Here is a 22,047-nt window from a genome sequence, read left to right as displayed (position 1 = left end):
TCCTTCCGCGACCCGAAGCGCCCCGCCGGTCTACAGCTTCATGCTGAGGCCGACGAAGATGGTGCGGCCGGGGGCAGGCGAGAACATCGGCCGGGCACTGTCCCAGAAGAAGCTGTCGTACCACGCGTAGGCGTACTCGCGTCCGGTGACGTTCTTCAGCTGCAGGTCCACGCTCCAGCGCGGATTGATCCGGTACGCGGCAGTGAGGTCGAGCACGGCGAAGCCGCCGAACCTGCCGGCCACGTTGCGCTCTTCCAGGTAGTAGTCGCCCTGCGCGCGCGCCTGCAGGCCCAGCCGCAGTGCCTGGCTGGCCTGGTAGTCCACGCCCAGGTTGCTGATGTGGCGCGGGGTGGCGGCCACTTCGCGACCCTGCAGGGACACGCCGGGGGCGCGGTTGTCGCGGGTGATCTTCGCTTCCTGGTACGCATGCGAGGCCCACACCGTCCAATCGTCGCCCACCTGCAGGCTCAACTGCGCGTCCACGCCACGGCGGCGGGTCTTGCCCAGGGTGACGGTGGTGCCGGTGGCCGGCATGTTGGACACCTCGTTCTCCGCATCCTGCTGCCATATCGCCAGGCGGGCCTGGGCGCCGTCAAAGGGCTGGAACTTCAGGCCCAGCTCCATGCCGGTGTTGGTGGAAGGACGCATCGGCGTCTGCCCGGGCGTGAGATAGGCCGGCGCGGTGGCGCCGGTCAGCACCTGGAACGTGCGGCCCCAGTTCGCGTAGACGTGGGTGGTGTCGCCCAGGCTGTGGATGACGCTCAGCTTGGGCTGGCCGATGGAGCCGTAGTCCTGCAGCCGCCCGCGGGTGCCATCCATCAACCGCGTGCGACCATTGAAGCGGTCCACGCGATAGGCCGGCACGATCTTCCAGGCGGCGGCTGGCTGATAGATGGCCTGCAGATAAGCGCCCACGTTGTCGAAGCTGTGGCGGTCGTCGTTCTGCACGCGGGCCGGCGGGCGGGTGAAATCGGTGGGTTCGGCGTAGGCATACCGCTCGCGGATGTAACCGTTGTCCTGCTGCTCGTAGTTCAACCCGCCCTCCACCGTCAGCGTGGCTGCGGGCTGCCAGGTAAGCGTGGTGAGCAGGCCGGCCTGGCGCTCGTCCCACAGCCGCCGCTGGCGCGGCAGGTTGCCGGTGGGCAGGTCGCTGAAGGTCACGCGCCGATCGTCCTGGTAACGGTTGTAGTACAGCCGGGTGCCGAGAACGAGCGCGTCGGACAGCTTCAGGTCCAGATGCGCAGCGAACTGGCGCATGTCGCGGTCGTCGCCGTCATGGGCGTTGCGCAGGTCGCTGCCACGGCGGTGCGTGCGCAGTTCCTCGGCCGTCATGAAGCCGGGCTCGTCCGCCTCGTGGTGATAGGCGCGCGCGGTCAGGCCCACGCGCAGGCCATCGTCCAGTGAACCGTAGAACCACTTGCCGCCCAGCGAATATTTCCTGGAGGTGTCGTGCTCGCGATAACCGTCGCTGGCCTGGGTGCCGATGAAGTAGTTCTGCGCGAAGCCGTTGGATTCGCGGCCCACCGCCAGCTGCGCATCGCGCGTGTTGTAGCTGCCATAGGCCAGCCGCGCATCGGTGTAACTGCCGCCCTGGCGGGTGCCGAAGTTCACGTTGCCGCCGATGTTGTGCAGCCCATAACGCGGATCGTTGGTCCCGCGCACCACCTCGATGTAGCTGATTTCCAGCGGGAACAGCATGTCGATGAAGCGCTGGTTGCCGCTGTTGACGTTGCTCGGGATGCCATCGATCAGGGTCTTGATGGCATTGAGGTAACCCTCGCCATTGAAGGCGCGGAAGCTGACCTTGCCCGACTCGGCACCCTGGCGTGTTTCGGTCAGCTGGATGCCGGGCATCTGCCCCAGCAGTTCCCAGCTGTGGGACACGGTGCGGTCTTCAATCTGGTCTGCGCCCAGAACGTCAACGGAGGTGAGTACCTGGTGCGCGCTGAGGGCGCCTTCCCGGTGCTGGTGGACATCGACCTTGCCCAGGGTGAGCGCCGCGTCGGCTGACTGCGCCAATGCGTCAGGGGCAAGGGGAGCCGCCGCCAGGGCGGCCAGCAGCGTGGGGGTCTTCATGGGGGAGGAGATGGAGTGCCAAAATGAAACTTTATAACATTTCAGTTCTGGCAGCCATCGGGGACGCCGGTTTGCCGGGCGTCAGGCAGACGGATACCCGGTCGCTTCCTTGGCCTTCTTCCACGCGATTTCAAATTCGCGCGCGCTGATCTCGTCGTCGGAATCGAATTCCAGGAACGAGACGGGCTGGTCGGCCAGCATGAACCGGTCATCGCTCTGGCCGTTTTCATCGGCCCATACCAGCTTGGAGCCGTAGATCTCCACCTGGCGGACGATCCTGTCGCCCCGTGCTTCCATCAGCACGTTGCCCTTGCCGAGGCCCGATTCGGCCCAGTGCTTGTAGTACTTCTTTGCGTTCTTCATTGCCGGAGTCCTGGCTGTGGAGGCAGCCGGAGAGTTCAGAGGGCGGCATTATCGCCCAGCGGGCACCGCAGGGGCCCTGCGATGACCTGCCATGCGCCCGTCGATCACGGCAGAGGGCCCCGGCTCACCGCCGGGGCCCTGCACTCACTTCTGCTGCAGGAAGACCAGCAGGTCCTGGTTGACCTTGTCCTTGTGGGTTTCGGTCAGGCCATGCGGCGCACCCGGGTAGACGATCAGGCGGGCGCCCTTGATCAGCTTGGCCGACATGCGGCCGGCAACGTCGATCGGCACGATCTGATCGTCATCACCGTGGATCACCAGCGTCGGCACGTCGAACTTCTTCAGGTCCTGGCGGAAATCGGTTGCCGAGAATGCGGCGATCGAATCGTAGGTGTTCTTGTGCCCGCCCAGCATGCCCTGCGCCCACCAGGCGTCGATCATGGCCTGCGAAACCTTCGCGCCGGGGCGGTTGAAGCCATAGAACGGGCCGGAGGGAATGTCGCGGTACAGCTGCGAGCGGTTTTCCAGCTGCGCCTTGCGCAGGCCATCGAACACTTCGATCGGTACGCCGCCGGGGTTGTCGGCGGTCTTGAGCATGAGCGGCGGCACCGAGCTGATCAGCACGGCCTTCTTCACCCGGCCGGTACCATGGCGGCCGATGTAGCGCGCCACTTCGCCCCCCCCGGTGGAGAAGCCCACCAGCGTCACGTCATGCAGATCCAGCGTGTTGATCACCGTGGCCAGGTCATCGGCATAGTGGTCCATGTCGTTGCCTTCCCACGGCTGGCTGGAGCGTCCATGACCGCGGCGGTCATGCGCGATCACGCGGTAGCCATGGTCGGCCAGGAAGATCATCTGCGATTCCCAGCTGTCCGAGTCCAGCGGCCAGCCGTGGCTGAAGGTGACCACCGGGCCATCCTTCGGACCCCAGTCCTTGTAGTAGAGCTGCACGCCATCGGCGGTGGTGAGGGTGCTGGCGGTACGGGCGACGGCGGTGACGGCGGTGGAGGGCGCCGCTTGCGCAGCCTGGGCGGACAGGCCGGCCTGCAGGGACAGAGCCAGGGCAGTGGCGGCCAGGGTGCGGGTGACGGTGTTCATGGTGGAATCTCCTGCGAAGTGAGTGGGTTTCGACAGGTCCACTTTGCGCCCCTTTCCAGGACTATTTGCCACGTAAAGTCCTTAAAATTTGACCATTCGTCCGCCAATCCCCATGGCCCGCGACCACTACCTCGCGCGGGCATCGCCGCGGCCCGGTCAGCGGTCAGCGGTCAGCGGGCCGGCAATGCCACACCCTTCGGCCACAGCATCCACAGGCTGCCCTGCTGCTTCATGTCGCCGGCCAGCTTCCCAGCGGCATCACCGGTGCCCCAGTACAGGTCGGCGCGGACTTCGCCGGCAATGGCGCCACCGGTATCCTGCGCGGCCACCGGGCGTACCAGCGGCGTACCGTCCGGACGGGTGGTCGACAGCCACAGCAGGCTGCCCAGCGGTACCACGGTGCGATCCACGGCAACGCTGTAGCCGGCAGTCAGCGGTACGTTCAACGAACCGCGCGGGCCTTCCCGGCTGTCGGCGCTGCGCACGAAGAACACGTAGCTGGGATTGCTGCGCAGCAGCTCCGGAACACGCGCGGGATTGGCCTTCGCCCACGTGCGGATGGCGTCCATGGTGACGTCTTCCTTGCGCAGCTCGCCCTGCTCCACCAGCCAGCGGCCGATCGCGCGATAGGGATGGCCGTTCTGCTCGGCGTAGGCCAGCCGCACCTGCGTGCCATCGGCCAGGCGAACCCGGCCCGAGCCCTGGATCTGCAGCAGCTGCAGATCCATCGGATCGGTCAGCCAGGCCAGTACCGGCGCCTTGGCACCCTTGCCGGCGATGGTGCCTGCGTCGTCATAGGGCTTGAGTACCTTGCCGTCCAGGCGGCCGCGCAGGCGCTTGCCCTTCAGTTCGGGGTAGACGCTGTCCAGCTGCACCACGATCAGATCATCGGGGGTGCCATAGACCGGCACTGTTGCCGTGTCCGTGCGGCTGAGGCTGCCGGGGTAGATCGGCTCGTAGTAGCCGGTGATCAGGCCTTCGGCATGCTGGCCACCCGCACGCAGCGCATAGACGTCCAGATCACGCTGCAGGAACTGGCGGATGTCGGCCGGGTCCTTGTCTGAAACCGCAGCGGCTGTGGCGCAGGGTCTGGCCCAGACCGCATCGTTCTTCAGGCGGGTGCAGCTGCTGCGCCAGGCGACGAAGCCGGCCTGCAGGTCGCTGTCCGAGACCGGTGGCAGCGCACTCCATTCAACCCTGGCGTAGGTGGCCGCAGCGGGCGTGGCAGCGGCAGGCGTGCCTGGGCGGGTGCCGGTGGTGGAACACGCGGCGAGCAGGGCTGCACCGAGCAGGAGGAGCAGCGCGTGCGGCAACGACTTAACAGTGATCATGGTCGCAATGTAGTGGGGCGGGTGCTGGCCCGGCAACCTGATGCAGGTGAAGCGCCGGCCCATGGCCGGCGGAAAGCGGGTCCCGCGCTGTGCGCTCGCCGGGCATGGCCCGGCGCTACCGGCATTCCGACCCGGCGCTGCCGGTCACGGCGTCTGCAGCAGCAGCGAGTACAGGATGCGCGCGTCTTCCGCATCCAGCGTCTTCGGCAGATCATCGCTGCCACGGAATCGACGGTGGAACGCGGCCACCGCCGCGTCCCGATCTTCCAGCGGGTAACCGAAGCGGGCCAGCGCATTCCAGGCATCGAAGCCTTCCGGTGCGGGACCATCGCTGGCACGCGGCCACACGCCGAAGCCGGCCTCTGCCAGCTGCTGCCACGGGAAGAAACGGCTGGGATCCTGCTTGCGCGTCGGCGCCAGGTCGGCGTGGCCGATGACCTGCCGCGGCGGAATGTCCAGGCGCGCGGTGAGGTCGCGCAGCAGCACGATCAACGATTCGATCTGCGCCGCGCTGAAGGGTGTGCGGCCGTTGTTGTCCAGCTCGATGCCGATGGACGCCGAGTTGAGGTCGGTGATGGTGCCCCATCGGCCCGTGCCGGCATGCCAGGCACGACGTTGATCGCTCACCAGCTGGTAGCGATGGCCATCGGCGCCGATCAGGTAATGCGCGCTGACCCGGCCGCCACTGTTGGCGGTGCGCAGCGTGCGCAGGCTCTGCTGCACCGAATCCTGTTCGGTGTGGTGGATGACGATGATGACCGGACCCCGCGCGTTGTGGTTCGGCGAGGGCACCCAGGTCGCGAGCGGATTGCGCGGCTCCGGCGGAGCGGACGCACAGGCGGCCAGCAGCAGGCAGGCCGAGAGCAGCAGGGACGTGCGGATCGGGTGCATGCCCCTGATTGTGCGCGATCGGGATGGATCGTGCATGGAGGGGCACGCGGCGCGTGGCCGGTGCCCTGACGGACGCAGCCGGGCATGGCCCGGCTGCACAGCGTGCGGGCGGCCCTTCCGGACCGCCCGCCCCTGCATCAGGCCTCGTATGCGGATTCGCCGTGCGAGGTGACGTCCAGGCCGGTACGTTCGGCCTCTTCGGTCACGCGCAGGCCGACCACCACCTTCACCAGCAGCAGGATGACCGCGGTCACCACGGCGGACCAGACCACCGTCAGGCCGACGCTGACCACCTGCACCCACACCTGGTGGCCGATATCCAGATCGGCCTTGGTGCCGCCCAGCGACTGCGCACTGAACACACCGGTGAGGATCGCGCCGACGATGCCGCCGACGCCGTGCACGCCGAACACGTCGGCCGTGTCATCCACCTTCAGCAGGCGCTTGAGACCGGTGACGCCCCACACGCAGACGGTGCCGGCGACGAAACCAATGACGATGGCACCCAGCGGCCCGACCGTGCCGCACGCGGGCGTGATGCCGACCAGGCCGGCCACCGCGCCGGAGGCCGCACCCAGCGCCGACGGCTTGCCCTTGCCGATGGCTTCCACCAGCGTCCAGCCCAGCACTGCGGCGGCGGTGGCCAGCACGGTGTTGAGGAAGGCCAGCGATGCCACGGTATCGGCCGCGGCGGCGGAGCCGGCGTTGAAGCCGAACCAGCCCACCCACAGCAGCATCGCGCCGATGTAGGTGAACGGTACGTTGTGCGGCTTCAGCGCGGTCTGGCCGTAGCCGAGGCGCTTGCCGACGAACCACGCGGCGACCAGGCCGGCAACGCCGGCGTTGATGTGCACCACGGTACCGCCAGCGAAGTCGATCGCGCCCAGCTCACCCAGGTAGCCACCGCCCCAGACGATATGCGCCATCGGGATGTAGCTGAAGGTGAACCACAATGCCGAGAACAGCAGCACCGCACGGAACTTGATGCGCTCGGCGAAGGCACCGACGATCAGCGCGGTGGTGATGCCGGCGAAAGTCGACTGGAAGGCGACGAACAGATAATCCGGCAGGCCCGCGATCGGCGTGTTGCCCACCGAGTCGGGCGTGAAGCCCTTCAGGAACGCGAACTCGGTGAATGAACCGAAGAACGGATTGCCGGCGCTGAACACCGCGCTGTAGCCGTAGGACACCCACAGCAGCAGCACCAGCGAGAACACCACCAGGATCTGGCTCAGCACGGACAGCACGTTCTTCGAACGCACCAGGCCGCCGTAGAACAGGGCCAGGCCCGGCACCACCATCAACAGCACCAGCAGGGTGGAGGTCAGCATCCAGGCGACGTCGCCGTGATCGAAGGCCGGGGCCGCAGCCTCGGCAGCCGCGGGAGCGGCGGCGGCCGGTGCCTGCAGCGGCTCGACCGCTACCGGTTCACTGCTCAACGGTGTCACCTGGGCCTGGGCGTGGGCGTTGCCCGGCCAGACGCCCGCGGCCAGCGCGCTGAGCAGCATCAGCAGGCACACGAGATGGAACCGGGCTTGCCACCCGGTAAGAAGGCGCATCTTCATTGGGGGAGTCTCCGGAAGGGGGTTACAGCGCGTCTGCACCGATTTCGCCGGTGCGGATGCGGATGACCTGTTCGACGGCGGTGACGAAGATCTTGCCGTCACCGATCTTGCCGGTACCTGCCGACGATTGGATCGCCTCGATCACCGCATCGGCGCGCTCGTCGGTGACCACGGTTTCGATCTTGATCTTGGGCAGGAAATCGACGACGTACTCTGCGCCGCGGTACAGCTCGGTATGGCCCTTCTGGCGGCCGAAGCCTTTCACTTCGGTCACGGTGATGCCCGACACGCCAGCATCGGAGAGGGCCTCGCGGACCTCGTCGAGCTTGAACGGTCGGATGATGGCGGAGATCAGTTTCATGCGCATGTCCCGATGGTGGATGGGGCCAGCGCGCCAACGCGCGATGGCATCAGGCAACCACGGGCCATCACATCGATGGCCGTGGCTGTTGCACCGGACACGAACGGGGCCGGGACGGTCGTGCCTCTCTCCTTGCACGACCGACGCGGGAGGGAGGGCGGCCCATGTCGCGTATCCGGTCTCTCTTGCCCCTGGATCAACGGACCCACGGTCCGCTCTACCACGGTGGGCCGGAGCCCACCCTGCGGCTCCCCAGCCGCAAAGATCGGAGGCGATGGCGGCGGGTGGGAGGGGGAAGCCCGCCGCCATCGCCGCCCGGTCAACTGGCGTAGTACAGCTGGTATTCCAGCGGGTGGGTCGCCGCGCGGAACTTGGTCACTTCCTGCATCTTCAGCGCGATGTAGCCATCGATGAAGTCATCGCTCATCACGCCGCCGGCCTTCAGGAACTCACGGTCCTTGTCCAGCGCTTCCAGCGCCTGGTCCAGCGAGGAGCAGACCTGCGGAATCAGCTTCTCTTCTTCCGGCGGCAGGTCGTACAGGTCCTTGTCGCTCGGTGCGCCCGGGTCGATCTGGTTCTTGATGCCGTCCAGGCCGGCCATCATCAGCGCGGTGAAGGTCAGGTAGCCGGACTGGATCGGATCGGGGAAGCGCATTTCGATGCGGCGTGCCTTCGGGTTGGAGACCCACGGAATGCGGCACGACGCCGAACGGTTGCGCGCCGAATAGGCCAGCATCACCGGTGCTTCGAAGCCCGGCACCAGGCGCTTGTAGCTGTTGGTGCCCGAGTTGGCGAAGGCATTGATGGCGCGGGCATGCTTGAAGATGCCGCCGATGTACCACAGCGCCAGCTGGCTCAGGCCGCCGTAACCGTCGCCGGAGAACAGGTTGGCGCCGCCCTTGGACAGCGACTGGTGCACGTGCATGCCGCTGCCGTTGTCGCCGACGATCGGCTTGGGCATGAAGGTGACGGTCTTGCCGTTGCGGTGCGCGACGTTCTTGATGACGTACTTCATGCGCAGCAGCTCATCGGCCTTCTGCACCAGGGTGCTGAACTTGGTGCCGATCTCGCACTGGCCGGCGGTGGCCACTTCGTGGTGCTGCACTTCCACTTCGATGCCGACCTGTTCCAGCGTCTTGCACATTTCCGCACGCAGGTCGTGCAGGGTGTCGGTCGGCGGCACCGGGAAGTAGCCGCCCTTCACGCCCGGGCGGTAGCCGCTGTTGGCGCCGTCGTACTTCGCGCCGCTGTTCCAGGCGGCTTCTTCCGAGTCGACCTTGAAGAAGGTGTTGCCCATTTCATTGGCGAAACGGACCGAGTCGAAGATGAAGAATTCCGGCTCCGGGCCGAAGAACGCCGATTCGGCGATGCCCGAGGACTTCAGGTAGGCCTCGGCGCGCTTGGCGATGCCGCGCGGGCAGCGGCCGTAGGCCTGCATGGTGGCCGGATCGAGGATGTCGCAGCTGATGACCAGAGTGGGATCGGCGTAGAACGGATCGACATAGGCGCTGGACGGATCCGGCAGCAGGACCATGTCCGATTCGTTGATGCCCTTCCAGCCGGCGATCGAGCTGCCATCGAACATCTTGCCTTCTTCGAACAGCGACGCTTCGACGATGCTGACCGGGAAGGTGACATGCTGTTCGACACCGCGCATGTCGACAAAGCGCAGATCGACGAACTCGATCTGGTTGTCCTTGATCAGCTTCTCAACGTTTTCCACGGACATCGGTACGACCTCGGATGGGAATGAATGCCTGCTGAGGTACAGCAATGACCGTGCCAACTTTTTGCGCCCTGCAAGTCCTTGATTTCACAAAGCGTGCACTGAGTTAGTGCGGCACAGCCTGCACCAAAGGGGTGCGCAGGCACGCGGATGCACCCCTTTGGTGCGGCATGGATGGTCTATCCTCTCGACCTTCTTCCGCCGCACGCGCCCGCACTGTCCATGTCCGACCTGCTCTCCGCCCTGCTGCTGGGCATCCTCGAAGGCTTGACCGAATTCCTGCCGATCTCCAGTACCGGCCACCTGCTGATCGCCCAGCATTGGCTGGGCGCACGTTCGGATTTCTTCAACATCATCATCCAGGCCGGCGCGATCCTGGCCGTGGTGCTGGTGTTCCGCCAGCGCCTGTGGAGTCTGGCCACCGGCCTGGGGCAGCGCGAGAACCGCGACTACGTGTTCAAGCTGGGCGCGGCATTCCTGGTCACCGCCGTGGTCGGGCTGCCGGTGCGCCTGCTCGGCTGGGAACTTCCGGAAACGGTCAGCCCGATCGCCTGGGCGCTGATCATCGGCGGCATCTGGATGCTGCTGGTGGAGCTGTATACCGCGCGCCTGCCCGACCGCGACCAGGTCACCTGGACGGTGGCGATCGGTGTCGGTCTGGCACAGGTGGTGGCCGGCGTGTTCCCCGGCACCTCGCGCTCGGCGTCGGCCATCTTCCTGGCCATGCTGCTGGGCCTGAGCCGTCGCGCAGCCGCCGCAGAGTTCGTGTTCCTGGTCGGCATTCCCACCATGTTCGCCGCCAGCGCCTATGCGTTCCTCGAGCTGGCCAAGAAGGGACAACTGGCCAGCGAGAACTGGGCCGATGTCGGCGTGGCGTTCGTTGCCGCCGTCATCACCGGCTTCATCGTAGTGAAGTGGCTGCTGGGCTACATCAAATCGCACCGCTTCACCGCGTTCGCCCTGTACCGCATCGCGCTGGGTGCCGCACTGCTGCTGTGGTTGCCGTCCGGCACCTGAACAGCGGCGGGGAACGGCAACCCCGTTGCCGGCCCCGCCCCGTTTCCCCCTCGGTTCCCCAAGGAGAATCACCATGAACCGCAAGCTCACCCTGCTCCTCCCGCTGGCCCTGCTGGCCGCCTGCAGCCAGACCCCGGCCCCGGCCGGAACCGGCGGCGACGACGTGGCCCCGGCGGCGACCAAGGCGGCAGACCAGCAGACGCTGGCGCACCTGGACGCGCAGCGCCTGCAGAGCCAGCACTGGCGGCTGCAGAAGGCCACGGCCGCCGACGGCAAGCGCATCGACGCGCTGTTCGCCCGTGAAGACAAGCCGGTCACCCTGGACTTCGTCGATGGCCGCCTGTCGGTCAGCAATACCTGCAACCGCATGAGTGGCGGTTACACCCTGGCCGACGGAAAGCTGAGTGTCAGCGCGATGGCCTCGACGATGATGGCCTGCGCGGACAAGTCGCTGATGGCGCTGGACGAGGCCGTATCCAGCCGCCTGCAGGGCGAACTGAAGGCGGAGCAGGATGCCGCCGGCATGCTGACCCTGACCAGCGCACAGGGCGACACGCTGGTCTTCGCTCCGGAACCCACCGCTGAAACCCGCTATGGCGGCGCCGGCGAAACCGTGTTCCTGGAAGTGGCCGCCCGGACCGAGAAGTGCTCGCACCCGCTGATCCCGGACTACCAGTGCCTGCAGGTCCGCGAGGTGAAGTATGACGACAAGGGCCTCAAGCAGGGCGAGCCGGGCAAGTTCGAGAACTTCTACGGCAACATCGAGGGCTACACCCACGAAGACGGCGTGCGCAACGTCGTGCGGGTGAAGCGCTACGAGGTGAAGAACCCGCCGGCCGATGCGCCGTCGCAGGCGTATGTGCTGGACATGGTGGTCGAGTCGGCCGTCGAGAAGAAGTAAGCATGCAGAAGGGCGGCCGCAGGGCCGCCCTTCTTCGTTGCCGCTGGGCGTACTGCCCGGCGCTGCAGAAACACGCTGCGCGGTCAGGCCAGCGCCGGATTCAACGTGTAGGTGCCGTGCAGCGCCGCCTCGGCCAGCACATGGCCATGCATCGCGCGATGGACATCCGCGGCGGTGAAGCGCTCCGGCAACGCCAGCGCGGCCACGTCCAGCGCGAACACACGGAAGAAGTAGCGGTGCAGCCGCTCGTCGTTGAACGGCGGGTACGGGCCGTCGTAGCCCAGGTAATCACCGGCCATGTCCGGATTGCCGGCGAACCAGCCGGTGAAGTCGTTCAGGCCCTGCCGGCTGCCGGCCGGACCGGCCGGTGCGGCCTTGCCCTTGACCACGAAGCCATCGCTGCAGCTGCCCGCGGCGATCTCGTGCACGCTGGCAGGGATGTCGGCCATCACCCAGTGCACGAAGTCGCAGCGCGGCTGGTCGCGTGGCACGGTCATATCGCTGCGGCCGACGGTGTCAGGCATCGTCGGCACATCCGGGTCCACGCAGATCAGCACGAACGAGCGGGTGCCCTCGGGCACATCGCTCCAGGCCAGGTGGGGATTGCGGTCCGGCGCGAAACCGGCGGTGTCGCCGGCGGCGAATTCGCGGTCGATCGGTGCGCCGTTGGTCAGGCTGTGGCTGCTCAGTTTCATCGGACGGTCCTCACTCTTCCGGGTAGCCCAGGCGCACCGCGATTGGTGTCAGCTGGGCGAAAGCGGCGCTCATCACGTCGCGGTAGTGGCGCCAGTGGCCCGGCGGGAAGCGCGGCACGCCAAGCTGGGCTGCCACGGGCATGGGGCGCTCGAACAGGCGTCCCAGCAGCTCGGCCATTGCCTGCGCATCATTGCCGATGTGGTCGATCCGCAGCAGCACATGCGGGTACAGATCTTCCTCGTTGAGGGTCGCGACCTGGGCCAGCGCGCGCGCCAGCCATTCGCCGGCCTCGGCCAGCGAGGTCATCGCCAGCGGCGCGGCAGCGCCATAGGCCACCCAGTCCAGCAGCATGTCGCGCGGATCACGCAGCACGATCAGCAGGCGGCCCTGCGGCAGCTGCGGGCGCAGCGCCCACAGCAGCGCGTTGTCCCACCACAGCAGCCAGTCGATGATCGTGTCGCCCTGCACGCCGCGCGCCGGCAGCTGCTCGCGCCAGCGCTGCACCAGCCGCTCCGGCGTCAGCACGCCGGACGCCAGGTCCTGCAGCGTGTGGTAGTTCTGGAACGCGTCATCCGGCGGGTTGCTGGTGTAGCGATCACTGCGCAGCACCGGGCTGGCAGCGGCCAGGCCGGTCGCCACGCGCTCCACACCCGAACCCGGTGCGCCCCACAGGAAAATCGGCGCCGACGTGTTGGATTCGTCGACACTGCCCTTGTCCGGCCAGCTCGGCGGTGCCTTCGCCTGCGGCGGCAGCGGCAGGCGCTGCGGCGCCTGGTCGGCCTGCAGCGCCAGCCAGGTTGCCAGGGCGGCATCCGGTTGCCCGGCGCGATCCTGGATCTCGCCCAGCCAGGTGCGCAGGTCAGCGCGATGGCCCTCCGCGGCCTGTTCGATCAGCGCCTGCACGCGGGCGACGGCAGCAGCGGGGTCGCGCTGCAGCAGGCCCTCGACAAGGCGGGACTCGGCGCTGACACGGCCCGGCTCGAGGCTGACGATGCGTTCTGCGATGCCTTCAGCCTGTGCGTGCTCACCCGCCATGTCGTGCAGCCGCAGACGCGCCTCCAGGGCGGGCACATGGCCAGGCATCGCTTCGATCCAGCGCTCGACCACGGCAACCGCCGCATCGCTGCCCACCTCTTCCACCGACAGGCGTGCCAGCCACAGGTCATGCAGCTGCGGGTTGTTTTCCAGCGCCGCATCCAGGCGTGCGCGCGCTTCTTCCTCGCGGCCCAGCCGCTGCCACGACATCAGCAGCAGCTGCAGCATCTGCCGGTCTGCCGGCTGCGATTCCAGCAGCGGCAGCAGGTGCTCCAGCGCCTGCAAGGGCTGCCCGCTGCGCAGCGCCAGCTCACCGGCCAGGCGCCGCAGCGATGCGTGGTCCATGCCTGGCTGCTGCAGCGCCACCTGCATGGCCTCGGCGGCGGCCTCGAGATTGCCCTGCCGCAACGCCAGCTGCACGACCAGCCCGTGCAGGGACGACAGCGACGGGTTGAGCTCCAGCACGCGGCGGAAGGCCTGCTCGGCGAATGCCAGCATGTCCTTGCCCAGATAGGCAAAGCCCAGTGCATACAGCACGCGCGGATCATTCGGCTGGGCCTGGTTGGCCTGCGACAGCAGTACCAGCGCGCGATCAGGATCGTCACGGCGCAGGGCGATCATGCCGTCGATGTGCAGCAGATCGGGGTGATCCGGTTCAACGCGCGCGGCCAGGGTCGACAGGCGCTGGGCTTCATCGAAGTCATTACGGCCGATCGCCAGGTGCGCCTGCATCAGGTAGGCGGAAAAGGCGTTCGGATTGAGATCGGTGGTACGCAGCAGCGCCTCGTCGGCGCCCTGGTATTCGCGCAGCGCCAACAGCAGGCCGGCATGCTGCAGATGCAGCTGGGCATCGTCGGGGGCCAGCCGCAGCGCCTGCTGCAGGGCGTCCATTGCGTCGCCGGGCTTGCCCTGCTGCTGCAGCGCAAGCGCCAGCCAGCGGTGGGCCGCGGCCAGGCCGGGTTCGTCACGGGTCCACGCCTGGGCCAGCTGCACGGCCTGGCCGGCCTCGTTCTGGCGCAACGCTTGGATGATCTGGTCTTGCATGGCGGTCCGGTTCAAGGGCAAACCCGCATTGTAGCGGCCTGCGCGCCGGTCCCGGTTCAGGCCTGCAGAACCCGCCGCAGGCGCTGCGCCACCCAGCGCTCGGAGAAGCCGTCACCACGCCAGTTTTCCAGGAAACCGCAGTGACCGCCCCAGCACGCCGTTTCCAGATGCGCCTGGCGTGGCAGCTGCCAGTCGCGGAACGTGGAATACGGGATCACCGGATCATCCTGTGCCATCAGGATGTCGGCCGGCACCTGCAGCCCGGACAGGCGATCACCGGCAATCGAGTAGCCGTCGAAATACGCCTGCAGCGAACCGAAGGTGGTATGGCGCTCGACCAGCCATGCGGTCAGCGCGCGGATGTCCAGCTTCAGCACGCGATCGTCGCAATCACTCAACTCGGGGAACAGGTCGCGCTTGCGGCGCAGCGAGACGGTCCACTTGCGGCGGAAATACCAGTCGTACATCGCCGGGCCGTTCTCGATGCTCTCCATGGTCAACGCCGGGTCCAGCACCGGGCACACCGAGGCCACCCGCAGCAGCGGCACGCCGGCTGCCGGCGCACGCAGGGCCAGGCGCAGCACGAAGTTGCCTCCCAGCGAGTAGCCAGCGGCGACCAGCGGCAGGTGCGGCCAGCGCTGGGCGACGTCGCCCGCGGCATGCACCACTTCGTCGATCAGGTTGGAATGGAAGATGCCGGGGTTGAGGTGATGGGTGTTGCCATGGTCACGGAAGTTCAGCCGCACCACGTCGAAGCCCTGCTCGAGCATGCGCGCGGCGGCCATGCGCATGTAGCTGGACTCGGCGCTGCCTTCCCAGCCATGCAGCAGCAGTGCGATGCCACGCGGCTCACGCCCCTCGACGTGGCTGTGCCAGCCCTGCAGGCGCACGCCCTCGCCACCATCGAGGATCATTTCCTCGCTGACTGCGCCGGTGGCGGCCAGCAGCAGCAGGCCGCGCTGCAGGCGCATGCGGCTGGAACTGAGCATCGACTGCAGGTGGGGATTGCGCAGCCAGCGCGGCGGCTGGTAATCGGCCGCAGTCAGCATCGACGCGGATGCGTCGACAGGCGGTGGCGGGACCAGGGCCACCACGGCCTCACTCCCCGCTCATGGCCGCCACGATGCGCGCGCGCGAGGTCTCCGCGATGCGCCGACGGCCTTCCAGGTCCTGGGCACCGATCGGTGCCAGGAAGTGCACTTCCGCACGTCGCGCCGGCTCACCGAGCAGGCGCAGGAAATTGGCGAAGAAACTCTCGCCCGGGCCGAAGGCCACGATCGTCTGCGCGTCGCCCTTCGTTCCGTACACCAGCGCCACCGGCTGCACCGGCACACCGGTCTCGACTGCCGCCTGGAAGATCCGGGCGTGGAACGGGCCCACTTCGTGGCCCCCGCGGGTGCGCCCCTCCGGGAACACGCCCACGGCCCTGCCTTCACGCAGGCGATCGGCCATCACCTGCATCACCCCACCGAGCGACTCGGTGTTGCCACGCTGGTGGAAGATGGTCTGGCCGCGCGCGGCCAGCCAGCCGACCACCGGCCAGCCGGCGATCTCGCGCTTGGCGACGAAGCCCATCATGCGCTGGCTGTGCAGGATGCTGATGTCGACCCAGCTGACGTGGTTGGCGACGAACAGCACCGCGCCGGGCAGCGGCTGGCCGAAGCGCACCAGGCGGAAACCGAAGATCCACATCAGGCCGCCCTGCCACGCGTTCACCACTTTGGCACCGAGACGGTCCTGGCCCACGCGCAGGTTCGCCCACGGCGCGAGCATGCCCAGCAGGGTGAGCGGCAGGAACACGAGGATGTGGACCAACAGCAGCGGTACGCGGTACAGGTAACGGCACACACGCGCCACGCCGCCGCGGGGGGCCGGAGTGGGGGAAGTCATCCGCGCACGATACCGGAGGGCTGCCATCGCTGCCAGCTGGTTCAGGCCATAAATCCGCTTGATCGGGGCAATCGGCGGGGAACGCTGGGTTCCGCCGCTGTCGCGGGCCTGGCCGGGGGCTCAGCCGTGGCCGGCAGCCACCACCGCCAAGGTCAGCCGCGAGATGCACACCAGCCGCCCCTGCTCGTCCTCGATGCGGATCTCCCACAGCTGCGTGCTGCGACCCACGTGCAGCGCGCGTGCGGTACCGGTGACGGTGCCCGAACGCACCGCGCGCACATGGTTGGCGTTGATCTCCAGGCCCACGCAGATCTGCTTGCCGGCCTCCACGCACAGATTCCCCGCGCTGCTGCCCAGGGTCTCGGCCAGCACCACCGATGCGCCGCCATGCAGAATTCCGTAGGGCTGGCGGGTGCGCTCGTCCACCGGCATGGTGGCCTGCAGCCAGTCTTCACCGGCAGCGCTGAAGACGATGCCCAGCGACGCGATGGCCGTGTTGCGGCTGAGCGCATTGAGCTGCTCGAGGGATACGGCTTCGCGGAACACCTGGGTCATGCGGGCACCTTCAGAGGATGGGGACGAGGCCGGCGCCGAACGCGGTCAGCATGCGCACCAGCAGCCACTTCGGTCCGACGTTGACTTCGGGGAAGTCGCCCACGGCAACGTAGCACTGGTGGAAGTCCGGGCTCTGCCGGGGCAGCGGCTGCGGGCAGTCCGGACCCGGCTTGAACTCGTAGTCGGTGGCGTAGCGCCACGGCCAGAAATCGAGGATCGGCAGGGCCTCGGAGGCCTTGCCGACGCTGTAGTTGAGCCCGGACAGCACCGGCGGCTTGGCGCGTGGCGCGACCGTCCAGGAGTTCTGCGGGTGGATGTCGCGCAGGATGCTCTGCGCCAGCTGCTCGGCGAACACCGGATCGTCGATGATCACCGCACCTTCGGTGTTGTAGTTCTCGCTGCGCGGATCGAAGTTGTGGGTGCCGACCACGCCGATGCGGCGGTCGACCACCAGCGACTTCGCGTGCAACCCCATGCGCGCACCCTTGCGGGTCACAGGCAGCGGCTTGTTGACCGCCTTGCTGCCCAGGAACGAGGGCCGCGTCTCGGTGCGCAGCAGACGCGTTTCCACTTCACTGCCGGCGGCGCGGCGGCGCGCCCGCGCATTCTCGTAGGCGCTGCCGGTCCGGGGGCGGAAAACCGCCGGCGCTTCGTCGGCGCCAGTCGTGGTGGCGGCGGCGGCGTCGGTGGCGGTGGACGTACCGCCGCTGCGGGCATTGCTGCCGGCAGCGCTGCCGCCGATCAGCGGATTGCGTCCGCCACTGTCCTGGCCCGGCGGCGCCTCGATCGGGTCCGGCAGCAGGTTGCGGTAGTCGACCGGCGCATCGAGCGGGAACGGCTTGTATTCGAAGATGTTGAAGCCCAGCTCACGCATGTTGCGCCGCTTGTACTTGTACGACAGCGCGTAGACGATCGGGTTGTCGGTGGCCGCCAGGCTGTTGGTGGACACCAGCACGCGCGGCGGCTGCGGACGCTTGCGCAGATCGCGGAACAATGTCTGCGCGGGTTTGGACAGCACCAGGTACGGCGTCTGCAGGATCACTTCGTGCTGCGCGCTGGCGATCAGTGCGTCGAGCTGTGGCTCGGTGACGTGCTGGCTGGCCAGCGGCGCATCGACCTTTTCGCGCCGATGCTTTCGCGGCAGGTCGGCGACGTAGCGCACCGACGCCACCGGCAACGCGGTGTCGACGAAGGAGCGGGTGACGAAGTCCATGTCGTTGGCCTCCGCGCTGACCCGCTGCACCCGCTCGGGACGGCGGAAGGTGGCGGGCGGCAGGGCCGGCACGCCCTCGCGCAGCAGCGTGCGTCCGACGTCGTTCAGGCGTTCGGCCGGCACGCTGCGGCGGGCGCGCCAGAACGCATCGAAGTTGGCCGCCATCTCGCGCACTTCCGGGCCGGCGATCAATACGTCGCGATCGCGGAAGTTGTACTCGCGGTCCCAGTCGTAATAGTCGTCCTGGTAGTTGCGGCCGCCAACCACGCCGATTGCGTCATCAATCACCAGCAGCTTGTTGTGCATGCGCTGGTTGAAGCGGCGGAAACAGCACAGCACGCTGCCGGCATAGTCGAAGTAGTTCAGCCGCGCCTTGCCGAAGGTCGGGTTGTACACCCGCAGCTGGAAGTTCTCGTGGGCGCCGGACAGGGCGCCGAGAATCTGCAGGTCGGAGATGGCCGAGAGCTGGTCGATCAGCAGCCGCACCTTCACTCCCCGCTTCGAGGCGGCGAGCAGTTCATCGATGACCAGCCGGGCACTGTCGTCCTTGTCGAAGATATAGGTCTGCAGATCGATGCTGCGGGTGGCACTGCGCAACAGGTTCAGGCGCGCGACCAGTGCGCCCTCTCCCTCGTCCAGCAGGGTGGCGTAATGACGGGGACGGGTTTCGGTGGACTCGCTGAATGCGCGGCCAGCGAGCGCGCGCAGCGGCGACTCCTGCGCGCAGCGGTCGGCACGCTGGCACTCGACCTCGGTGGAGCGCGCCTGCACGGCAATCGCTTCGGCACGGTCGCGCTCGGCGTGCGACAGCGACGCACAGCCACTGCCAAGCAACACCGTTGCCAGCGCCAGCACCCGCAGCAGCAGATTCACGGTTTCGGCGCCTCGCTCAGGCGCGCTCGCAATACGAAGGTCACTCGGTCACTCAAGGCAAGCTGCCAGCTGTCCATGCCATACCGGCCTCGTTGCACGGTACCGCGGCTGACGACGTCGCAATCATAGCCGGGTCGGGCGCACTGCGCCTTCTCGACCCGCAGCGATTCAGGATGGCTGACCCCGCGCAGGGTCAGACGGCCTTCGATGTCGCCGCCTTCGGCCACCGTGTCGGGCCAGTAGGGCAGCGAATCGAACTCCACCATGGGGTGCCGCCCGGCGTCGAAGAACTCCTCGCCCCGCATCCAGCCGGTGTAGCGGGCCTTGCCGGGAATCTCCACCGACCGGGTGAACATCTTCAGGTGCACCTGGTGGCGGCCGTCGGAGAGCACCTCGATGCGCCCCTCGAACTGCGGGAACACCCCCTCGATGCGCTGCCCGAAGCGGGTGCGTACTTCGAAGCCGATGCGCGAATGCTGGGTGTCGAGCAGCAGCACGCGGGGGCCATCGGCGCGCACCGGAGGCAACGTGGTTGGCTGGGGCACGCCCGCCCAGGCCGGGGCGAGTGCCAGCAGCAGGGGCAACAGGCAGCGGCCGGGCCACCGCAGGCTCATCGGCTCACGGCCACCAGAAGGCGTTCAGGCTGGCCACGCCCGGCTCGATCGCCGCTTCGCGCGGGAAGCCGAGCACCGCGATGCCGGCCGGCGGCATGCCGCGGTAATCGCTGCTGCTGCCTTCGGTCATCAGGGCCACCAGCCGTTCCAGGCCGGGGTTGTGGCCCACGACCAGCACGCGGTCGAGATCGCGGCGTTCATCCACCAGTGCCGCCAGGGTGCCCGGGGTGGCTTCGTAGATGCGGTCTTCCAGGCGCTTTTCGACATAGCCGATGGCCGCCATCACCGCTTCCAGGGTTTCGCGGGTCCGCCGCGCAGGCGAGCACAGCACGCAATCCGGCAGCAGCTTGTTCTCCTTCAGCCAGCGGCCGGCGGCTTCGGCTTCGGCAAGCCCGACCGGCGACAGGGGCCGGTCGAGGTCGGCCTGGCCCGGGGTGGCCGGTTCGGCGTGGGCATGGCGCAGCAGGATCAGTTCACGCATCGCGGATATCCATGGAATCGGGGAGTGGAGCAAGGGCCCAGGCGTGAACGGTCACAGCTTCAGCCAGGACAGCAGAGGTTCCCAGTCGGCCTGGTGCTCGCGCACCTGGGCGGAGCGATAGTCGAACAGGCTGCGGCCCAGGCCGGTCATGACCACGTAGCTCTGGCTGTCGCGCAGCTGTGCGACCACCGGGTACGGCCATTCGGCCAGCATCTGCAGCGCCTGCTGCGAGGTCTGGGTCCAGGGCTTGGTGCGGTTGAGCACCAGCCCCACCGGCAGCTTGCGGCTGTGCACGCGCGGCACCTGGGCCAGGCTGTTGAGGAAGCCGACGATGGCTTCGATGTCCAGCGCCGAGGGCAGCACCGGCACCACCACCGCATCGGCGGCATCAAGGAAATGGGGGATATCGTCGGCCAACGCGCCGGCAGGCGCATCGATGATGACGGTCTCGGTGCCATCGGGCAGCTTCTGCGCCCATTGCTTCTTCCGGTACACGTCGATCGGCAGCACCGCGCTTTCCAGGCCGGCGCGGCGCTGTGCCCAGCGGGTGCTGGAGCCCTGCGGGTCGGCATCGGCGATCACCGTGGCCTTGCCCTGCAATGCCGCGTACGCGGCCAGGTGGGTGGCGACGGTGGTCTTGCCCACCCCGCCCTTGGAACCGGCCACCAGGATCGTCTTCATGCCAGCCTCGCTTCCGGGTACGTGCCCCGAGCGTACACCGGCGATGGTGACGGGAGGTAGAGCCGCGCTGAACCTGTCGGCATCGGCTTTGCTATGGTGGCGCCCCCGAAGGATCGAACCCGCATGAGCGAACTGCAGGACCTGAGCGCGCTGATCCGCGCCAACACCCCCCTGATCGTGGTGGAGACCCAGGACGAGGGCCGCATCGTCGAGCTGTTCCGGCAGACACTGATGCATGTATGGCGGGCCCTGCACCGCTGGTCGATCACCGAGGGCCTGCGCCGCATCGATCTGGACAGCGAGGATGCGCCGGTCGGACCGCCCGATGCCAGCGCGGCGCTGCAGATGATCCGCCAGGCCGACCAGCGCGGGGTGTACCTGCTGCTCGATTTCCATCCCTATCTGGGCTATGCCAGCCACCAGCGCGCGCTGCGCGACCTGATCCAGCGCCGCCACAGCGAACCCCATGTGCTGGTGCTGATCGGCGCCAAGGTCGAGCTGCCGGCCGAACTGGAAGCCCTGGCGGTGCGCTTCAACCCGCGCCTGCCCGACGCCAATGCACTGCTGAAGATGCTGCGCGAAGAGGCCGATGCCTATGCACGCGAGCACGGCGGCCGCCGCGTGGAGGTCGACAGCGAGGCGGTGAAGAAGATCCTGAAGAACCTGCAGGGCCTGAGCCTGGTCGACGCCCGGCGCATCGCCCGGCAGCTCATCTACGCCGACGGTGCGCTGCGCGACGACGACCTGCCACAGCTGGCGCGGCTGAAGTTCGAGCTGCTCAACCGCAGCGGCCACCTGTTCTTCGAGCATGACAGCGCGCGCTTCGGCGACGTGGCCGGCGCCAACCGGCTCAAGCGCTGGATCAACCAGCGCCGTGTCGCCTTCATCGCCGGCTCGGCACCGGCAGGGCTGGATCCACCGCGCGGCATGCTGCTGCTGGGCGTGCAGGGCTGCGGCAAGTCGATGCTGGCCAAGGCCACCGCCGCCGGGTTCGGCGTACCGCTGCTGCGCCTGGACGTGGGCGCGCTGTACAACAAGTACCACGGCGAGACCGAGTCCAACCTGCGCCAGGCCCTGGCCTCGGCCGAGCAGCTGGCGCCCTGCGTGCTGTGGATGGACGAGATCGAGAAGGGCCTGGCCAGTGGTGGCGACGACGGTGGGGTATCGCGCCGCGTGCTTGGCTACCTGCTGACCTGGATGGCCGAACGCAAGGCGCCGGTGTTCATCGTCGCTACCGCCAACCAGGTGCATGAGCTGCCCGCGGAGCTGCTGCGCAAGGGACGCTTCGACGAGATCTTCTTCGTTGACCTGCCCTCGCCCGAGGTGCGGGTGGAACTGCTGCGCCTGCACCTGGGGCGACGCCAGCTCACTGCGGACGACTTCGCGCTGCCGGCGCTTGCCGCAGCGTCCAACGGGTTCTCCGGTGCGGAGATCGAGCAGGCCATCGTGGCCGGGCTGTATGCGGCCCATGCCGAGAACCGGCCGCTGGATACCGAAACGCTGATGGGCGAGATCCGGGCGACACGGCCCTTGTCGGTGCTGATGGCCGAGCAGGTGGCGGCGTTGCGCGAGTGGGCGTCCGGTCGCACGGTGTCTGCGGACGACTGAGCGGTCTGCCACCCGCGCCGCAGGCTGT

General features: G+C 67.9%; 20 protein-coding genes. 3 read left to right on the top strand and 17 right to left on the bottom strand.

Annotation, left to right across the window (positions count from 1 at the left end; all coding sequences use genetic code 11):
• Positions 1-30 precede the first annotated feature (30 nt).
• The 8 genes from ACVOJ1_RS04900 to glnA form a co-directional block, all read right to left on the bottom strand.
• Complete coding sequence (locus tag ACVOJ1_RS04900) at positions 31-2,076, bottom strand: TonB-dependent receptor (protein WP_346480083.1); 2,046 nt, start codon at positions 2,074-2,076, stop codon at positions 31-33.
• Positions 2,077-2,157: 81 nt separating this feature from the next.
• Positions 2,158-2,439: a hypothetical protein gene (locus tag ACVOJ1_RS04895; RefSeq protein WP_346480082.1), complete on the bottom strand. Its 282-nt coding sequence runs from the start codon at positions 2,437-2,439 to the stop codon at positions 2,158-2,160.
• Between the two features lie 144 nt (positions 2,440-2,583).
• Positions 2,584-3,537, bottom strand: coding sequence for an alpha/beta fold hydrolase (locus ACVOJ1_RS04890; RefSeq protein WP_346480081.1), 954 nt, complete (start codon positions 3,535-3,537; stop codon positions 2,584-2,586).
• A 170-nt stretch (positions 3,538-3,707) separates the two neighbouring features.
• Entirely contained in the window at positions 3,708-4,868 is a 1,161-nt protein-coding gene (gene mltA / locus ACVOJ1_RS04885) for a murein transglycosylase A (RefSeq protein WP_346480080.1), read from the bottom strand.
• A 144-nt stretch (positions 4,869-5,012) separates the two neighbouring features.
• Positions 5,013-5,759, bottom strand: a complete 747-nt coding sequence (locus ACVOJ1_RS04880) for an N-acetylmuramoyl-L-alanine amidase (protein WP_065182073.1) — start codon at positions 5,757-5,759, stop codon at positions 5,013-5,015.
• Positions 5,760-5,896: 137 nt separating this feature from the next.
• Positions 5,897-7,324, bottom strand: coding sequence for an ammonium transporter (gene amt / locus ACVOJ1_RS04875; RefSeq protein ID WP_053520267.1), 1,428 nt, complete (start codon positions 7,322-7,324; stop codon positions 5,897-5,899).
• A gap of 22 nt (positions 7,325-7,346) precedes the next feature.
• On the bottom strand, positions 7,347-7,685 hold the full coding sequence (locus ACVOJ1_RS04870) for a P-II family nitrogen regulator (RefSeq protein WP_004134334.1): 339 nt from the start codon (positions 7,683-7,685) through the stop codon (positions 7,347-7,349).
• Positions 7,686-8,004: 319 nt separating this feature from the next.
• Positions 8,005-9,414 carry a type I glutamate--ammonia ligase gene (gene glnA, locus ACVOJ1_RS04865; protein WP_053520266.1) on the bottom strand — a complete coding sequence of 470 codons (1,410 nt, stop codon included), beginning with the start codon at positions 9,412-9,414 and terminating at the stop codon, positions 8,005-8,007.
• A 219-nt stretch (positions 9,415-9,633) separates the two neighbouring features.
• On the opposite strand from glnA, the gene ACVOJ1_RS04860 reads away from it, so the two are divergent.
• Together ACVOJ1_RS04860 and ACVOJ1_RS04855 are read left to right on the top strand one after the other, a co-directional pair.
• A complete protein-coding gene (locus ACVOJ1_RS04860; RefSeq protein WP_053520271.1) occupies positions 9,634-10,428 on the top strand; it encodes an undecaprenyl-diphosphate phosphatase in 795 nt (264 codons plus the stop codon).
• Between the two features lie 73 nt (positions 10,429-10,501).
• A complete protein-coding gene (locus ACVOJ1_RS04855; RefSeq protein ID WP_065182074.1) occupies positions 10,502-11,329 on the top strand; it encodes an META and DUF4377 domain-containing protein in 828 nt (275 codons plus the stop codon).
• Positions 11,330-11,412: 83 nt separating this feature from the next.
• On the opposite strand, the gene ACVOJ1_RS04850 is transcribed toward ACVOJ1_RS04855, so the two are convergent.
• The 9 genes from ACVOJ1_RS04850 to ACVOJ1_RS04810 form a co-directional block, all read right to left on the bottom strand.
• Positions 11,413-12,024 carry a YbhB/YbcL family Raf kinase inhibitor-like protein gene (locus ACVOJ1_RS04850; RefSeq protein WP_346480079.1) on the bottom strand — a complete coding sequence of 204 codons (612 nt, stop codon included), beginning with the start codon at positions 12,022-12,024 and terminating at the stop codon, positions 11,413-11,415.
• Between the two features lie 10 nt (positions 12,025-12,034).
• A complete protein-coding gene (locus tag ACVOJ1_RS04845) occupies positions 12,035-14,104 on the bottom strand; it encodes a tetratricopeptide repeat protein (protein ID WP_065182076.1) in 2,070 nt (689 codons plus the stop codon).
• 56 nt (positions 14,105-14,160) lie between these two features.
• The gene (locus ACVOJ1_RS04840) at positions 14,161-15,195 is read right to left on the bottom strand and encodes a YheT family hydrolase (RefSeq protein WP_080375346.1); all 1,035 of its coding nucleotides are present in this window, start codon (positions 15,193-15,195) and stop codon (positions 14,161-14,163) included.
• A 7-nt stretch (positions 15,196-15,202) separates the two neighbouring features.
• Complete coding sequence (locus tag ACVOJ1_RS04835; RefSeq protein ID WP_128990207.1) at positions 15,203-15,994, bottom strand: lysophospholipid acyltransferase family protein; 792 nt, start codon at positions 15,992-15,994, stop codon at positions 15,203-15,205.
• Positions 15,995-16,114: 120 nt separating this feature from the next.
• Positions 16,115-16,549, bottom strand: a complete 435-nt coding sequence (locus ACVOJ1_RS04830; RefSeq protein WP_053519976.1) for a hotdog fold thioesterase — start codon at positions 16,547-16,549, stop codon at positions 16,115-16,117.
• 10 nt (positions 16,550-16,559) lie between these two features.
• Positions 16,560-18,635 carry a phospholipase D family protein gene (locus ACVOJ1_RS04825; protein WP_340044190.1) on the bottom strand — a complete coding sequence of 692 codons (2,076 nt, stop codon included), beginning with the start codon at positions 18,633-18,635 and terminating at the stop codon, positions 16,560-16,562.
• Positions 18,632-19,249: a YceI family protein gene (locus tag ACVOJ1_RS04820; protein ID WP_065174131.1), complete on the bottom strand. Its 618-nt coding sequence runs from the start codon at positions 19,247-19,249 to the stop codon at positions 18,632-18,634. Before ACVOJ1_RS04820 ends, ACVOJ1_RS04825 begins: the two co-directional genes overlap by 4 nt.
• Positions 19,250-19,253: 4 nt before the next feature.
• Positions 19,254-19,730, bottom strand: a complete 477-nt coding sequence (locus ACVOJ1_RS04815; RefSeq protein WP_065174130.1) for a SixA phosphatase family protein — start codon at positions 19,728-19,730, stop codon at positions 19,254-19,256.
• Between the two features lie 51 nt (positions 19,731-19,781).
• On the bottom strand, positions 19,782-20,411 hold the full coding sequence (locus tag ACVOJ1_RS04810; RefSeq protein ID WP_053519980.1) for a ParA family protein: 630 nt from the start codon (positions 20,409-20,411) through the stop codon (positions 19,782-19,784).
• A 123-nt stretch (positions 20,412-20,534) separates the two neighbouring features.
• On the opposite strand from ACVOJ1_RS04810, the gene ACVOJ1_RS04805 reads away from it, so the two are divergent.
• A complete protein-coding gene (locus ACVOJ1_RS04805) occupies positions 20,535-22,019 on the top strand; it encodes an AAA family ATPase (protein WP_065182079.1) in 1,485 nt (494 codons plus the stop codon).
• Positions 22,020-22,047: the final 28 nt, after the last annotated feature.

The sequence above is a fragment of the Stenotrophomonas sp. STEN225 genome, assembly GCF_056756445.1.
This window is presented reverse-complemented; position numbering and strand designations above follow the sequence as displayed.

Coding starts and splice junctions, on each gene's coding strand:
- ACVOJ1_RS04900 (WP_346480083.1), bottom strand. CDS start 2,076: ATGAAGACCCCCACGCTGCTGGCCGCCCTGGCGGCGGCTCCCCTTGCC.
- ACVOJ1_RS04895 (WP_346480082.1), bottom strand. CDS start 2,439: ATGAAGAACGCAAAGAAGTACTACAAGCACTGGGCCGAATCGGGCCTC.
- ACVOJ1_RS04890 (WP_346480081.1), bottom strand. CDS start 3,537: ATGAACACCGTCACCCGCACCCTGGCCGCCACTGCCCTGGCTCTGTCC.
- mltA (WP_346480080.1), bottom strand. CDS start 4,868: ATGATCACTGTTAAGTCGTTGCCGCACGCGCTGCTCCTCCTGCTCGGT.
- ACVOJ1_RS04880 (WP_065182073.1), bottom strand. CDS start 5,759: ATGCACCCGATCCGCACGTCCCTGCTGCTCTCGGCCTGCCTGCTGCTG.
- amt (WP_053520267.1), bottom strand. CDS start 7,324: ATGAAGATGCGCCTTCTTACCGGGTGGCAAGCCCGGTTCCATCTCGTG.
- ACVOJ1_RS04870 (WP_004134334.1), bottom strand. CDS start 7,685: ATGAAACTGATCTCCGCCATCATCCGACCGTTCAAGCTCGACGAGGTC.
- glnA (WP_053520266.1), bottom strand. CDS start 9,414: ATGTCCGTGGAAAACGTTGAGAAGCTGATCAAGGACAACCAGATCGAG.
- ACVOJ1_RS04860 (WP_053520271.1), top strand. CDS start 9,634: ATGTCCGACCTGCTCTCCGCCCTGCTGCTGGGCATCCTCGAAGGCTTG.
- ACVOJ1_RS04855 (WP_065182074.1), top strand. CDS start 10,502: ATGAACCGCAAGCTCACCCTGCTCCTCCCGCTGGCCCTGCTGGCCGCC.
- ACVOJ1_RS04850 (WP_346480079.1), bottom strand. CDS start 12,024: ATGAAACTGAGCAGCCACAGCCTGACCAACGGCGCACCGATCGACCGC.
- ACVOJ1_RS04845 (WP_065182076.1), bottom strand. CDS start 14,104: ATGCAAGACCAGATCATCCAAGCGTTGCGCCAGAACGAGGCCGGCCAG.
- ACVOJ1_RS04835 (WP_128990207.1), bottom strand. CDS start 15,994: ATGACTTCCCCCACTCCGGCCCCCCGCGGCGGCGTGGCGCGTGTGTGC.
- ACVOJ1_RS04830 (WP_053519976.1), bottom strand. CDS start 16,549: ATGACCCAGGTGTTCCGCGAAGCCGTATCCCTCGAGCAGCTCAATGCG.
- ACVOJ1_RS04820 (WP_065174131.1), bottom strand. CDS start 19,249: ATGAGCCTGCGGTGGCCCGGCCGCTGCCTGTTGCCCCTGCTGCTGGCA.
- ACVOJ1_RS04815 (WP_065174130.1), bottom strand. CDS start 19,730: ATGCGTGAACTGATCCTGCTGCGCCATGCCCACGCCGAACCGGCCACC.
- ACVOJ1_RS04810 (WP_053519980.1), bottom strand. CDS start 20,411: ATGAAGACGATCCTGGTGGCCGGTTCCAAGGGCGGGGTGGGCAAGACC.
- ACVOJ1_RS04805 (WP_065182079.1), top strand. CDS start 20,535: ATGAGCGAACTGCAGGACCTGAGCGCGCTGATCCGCGCCAACACCCCC.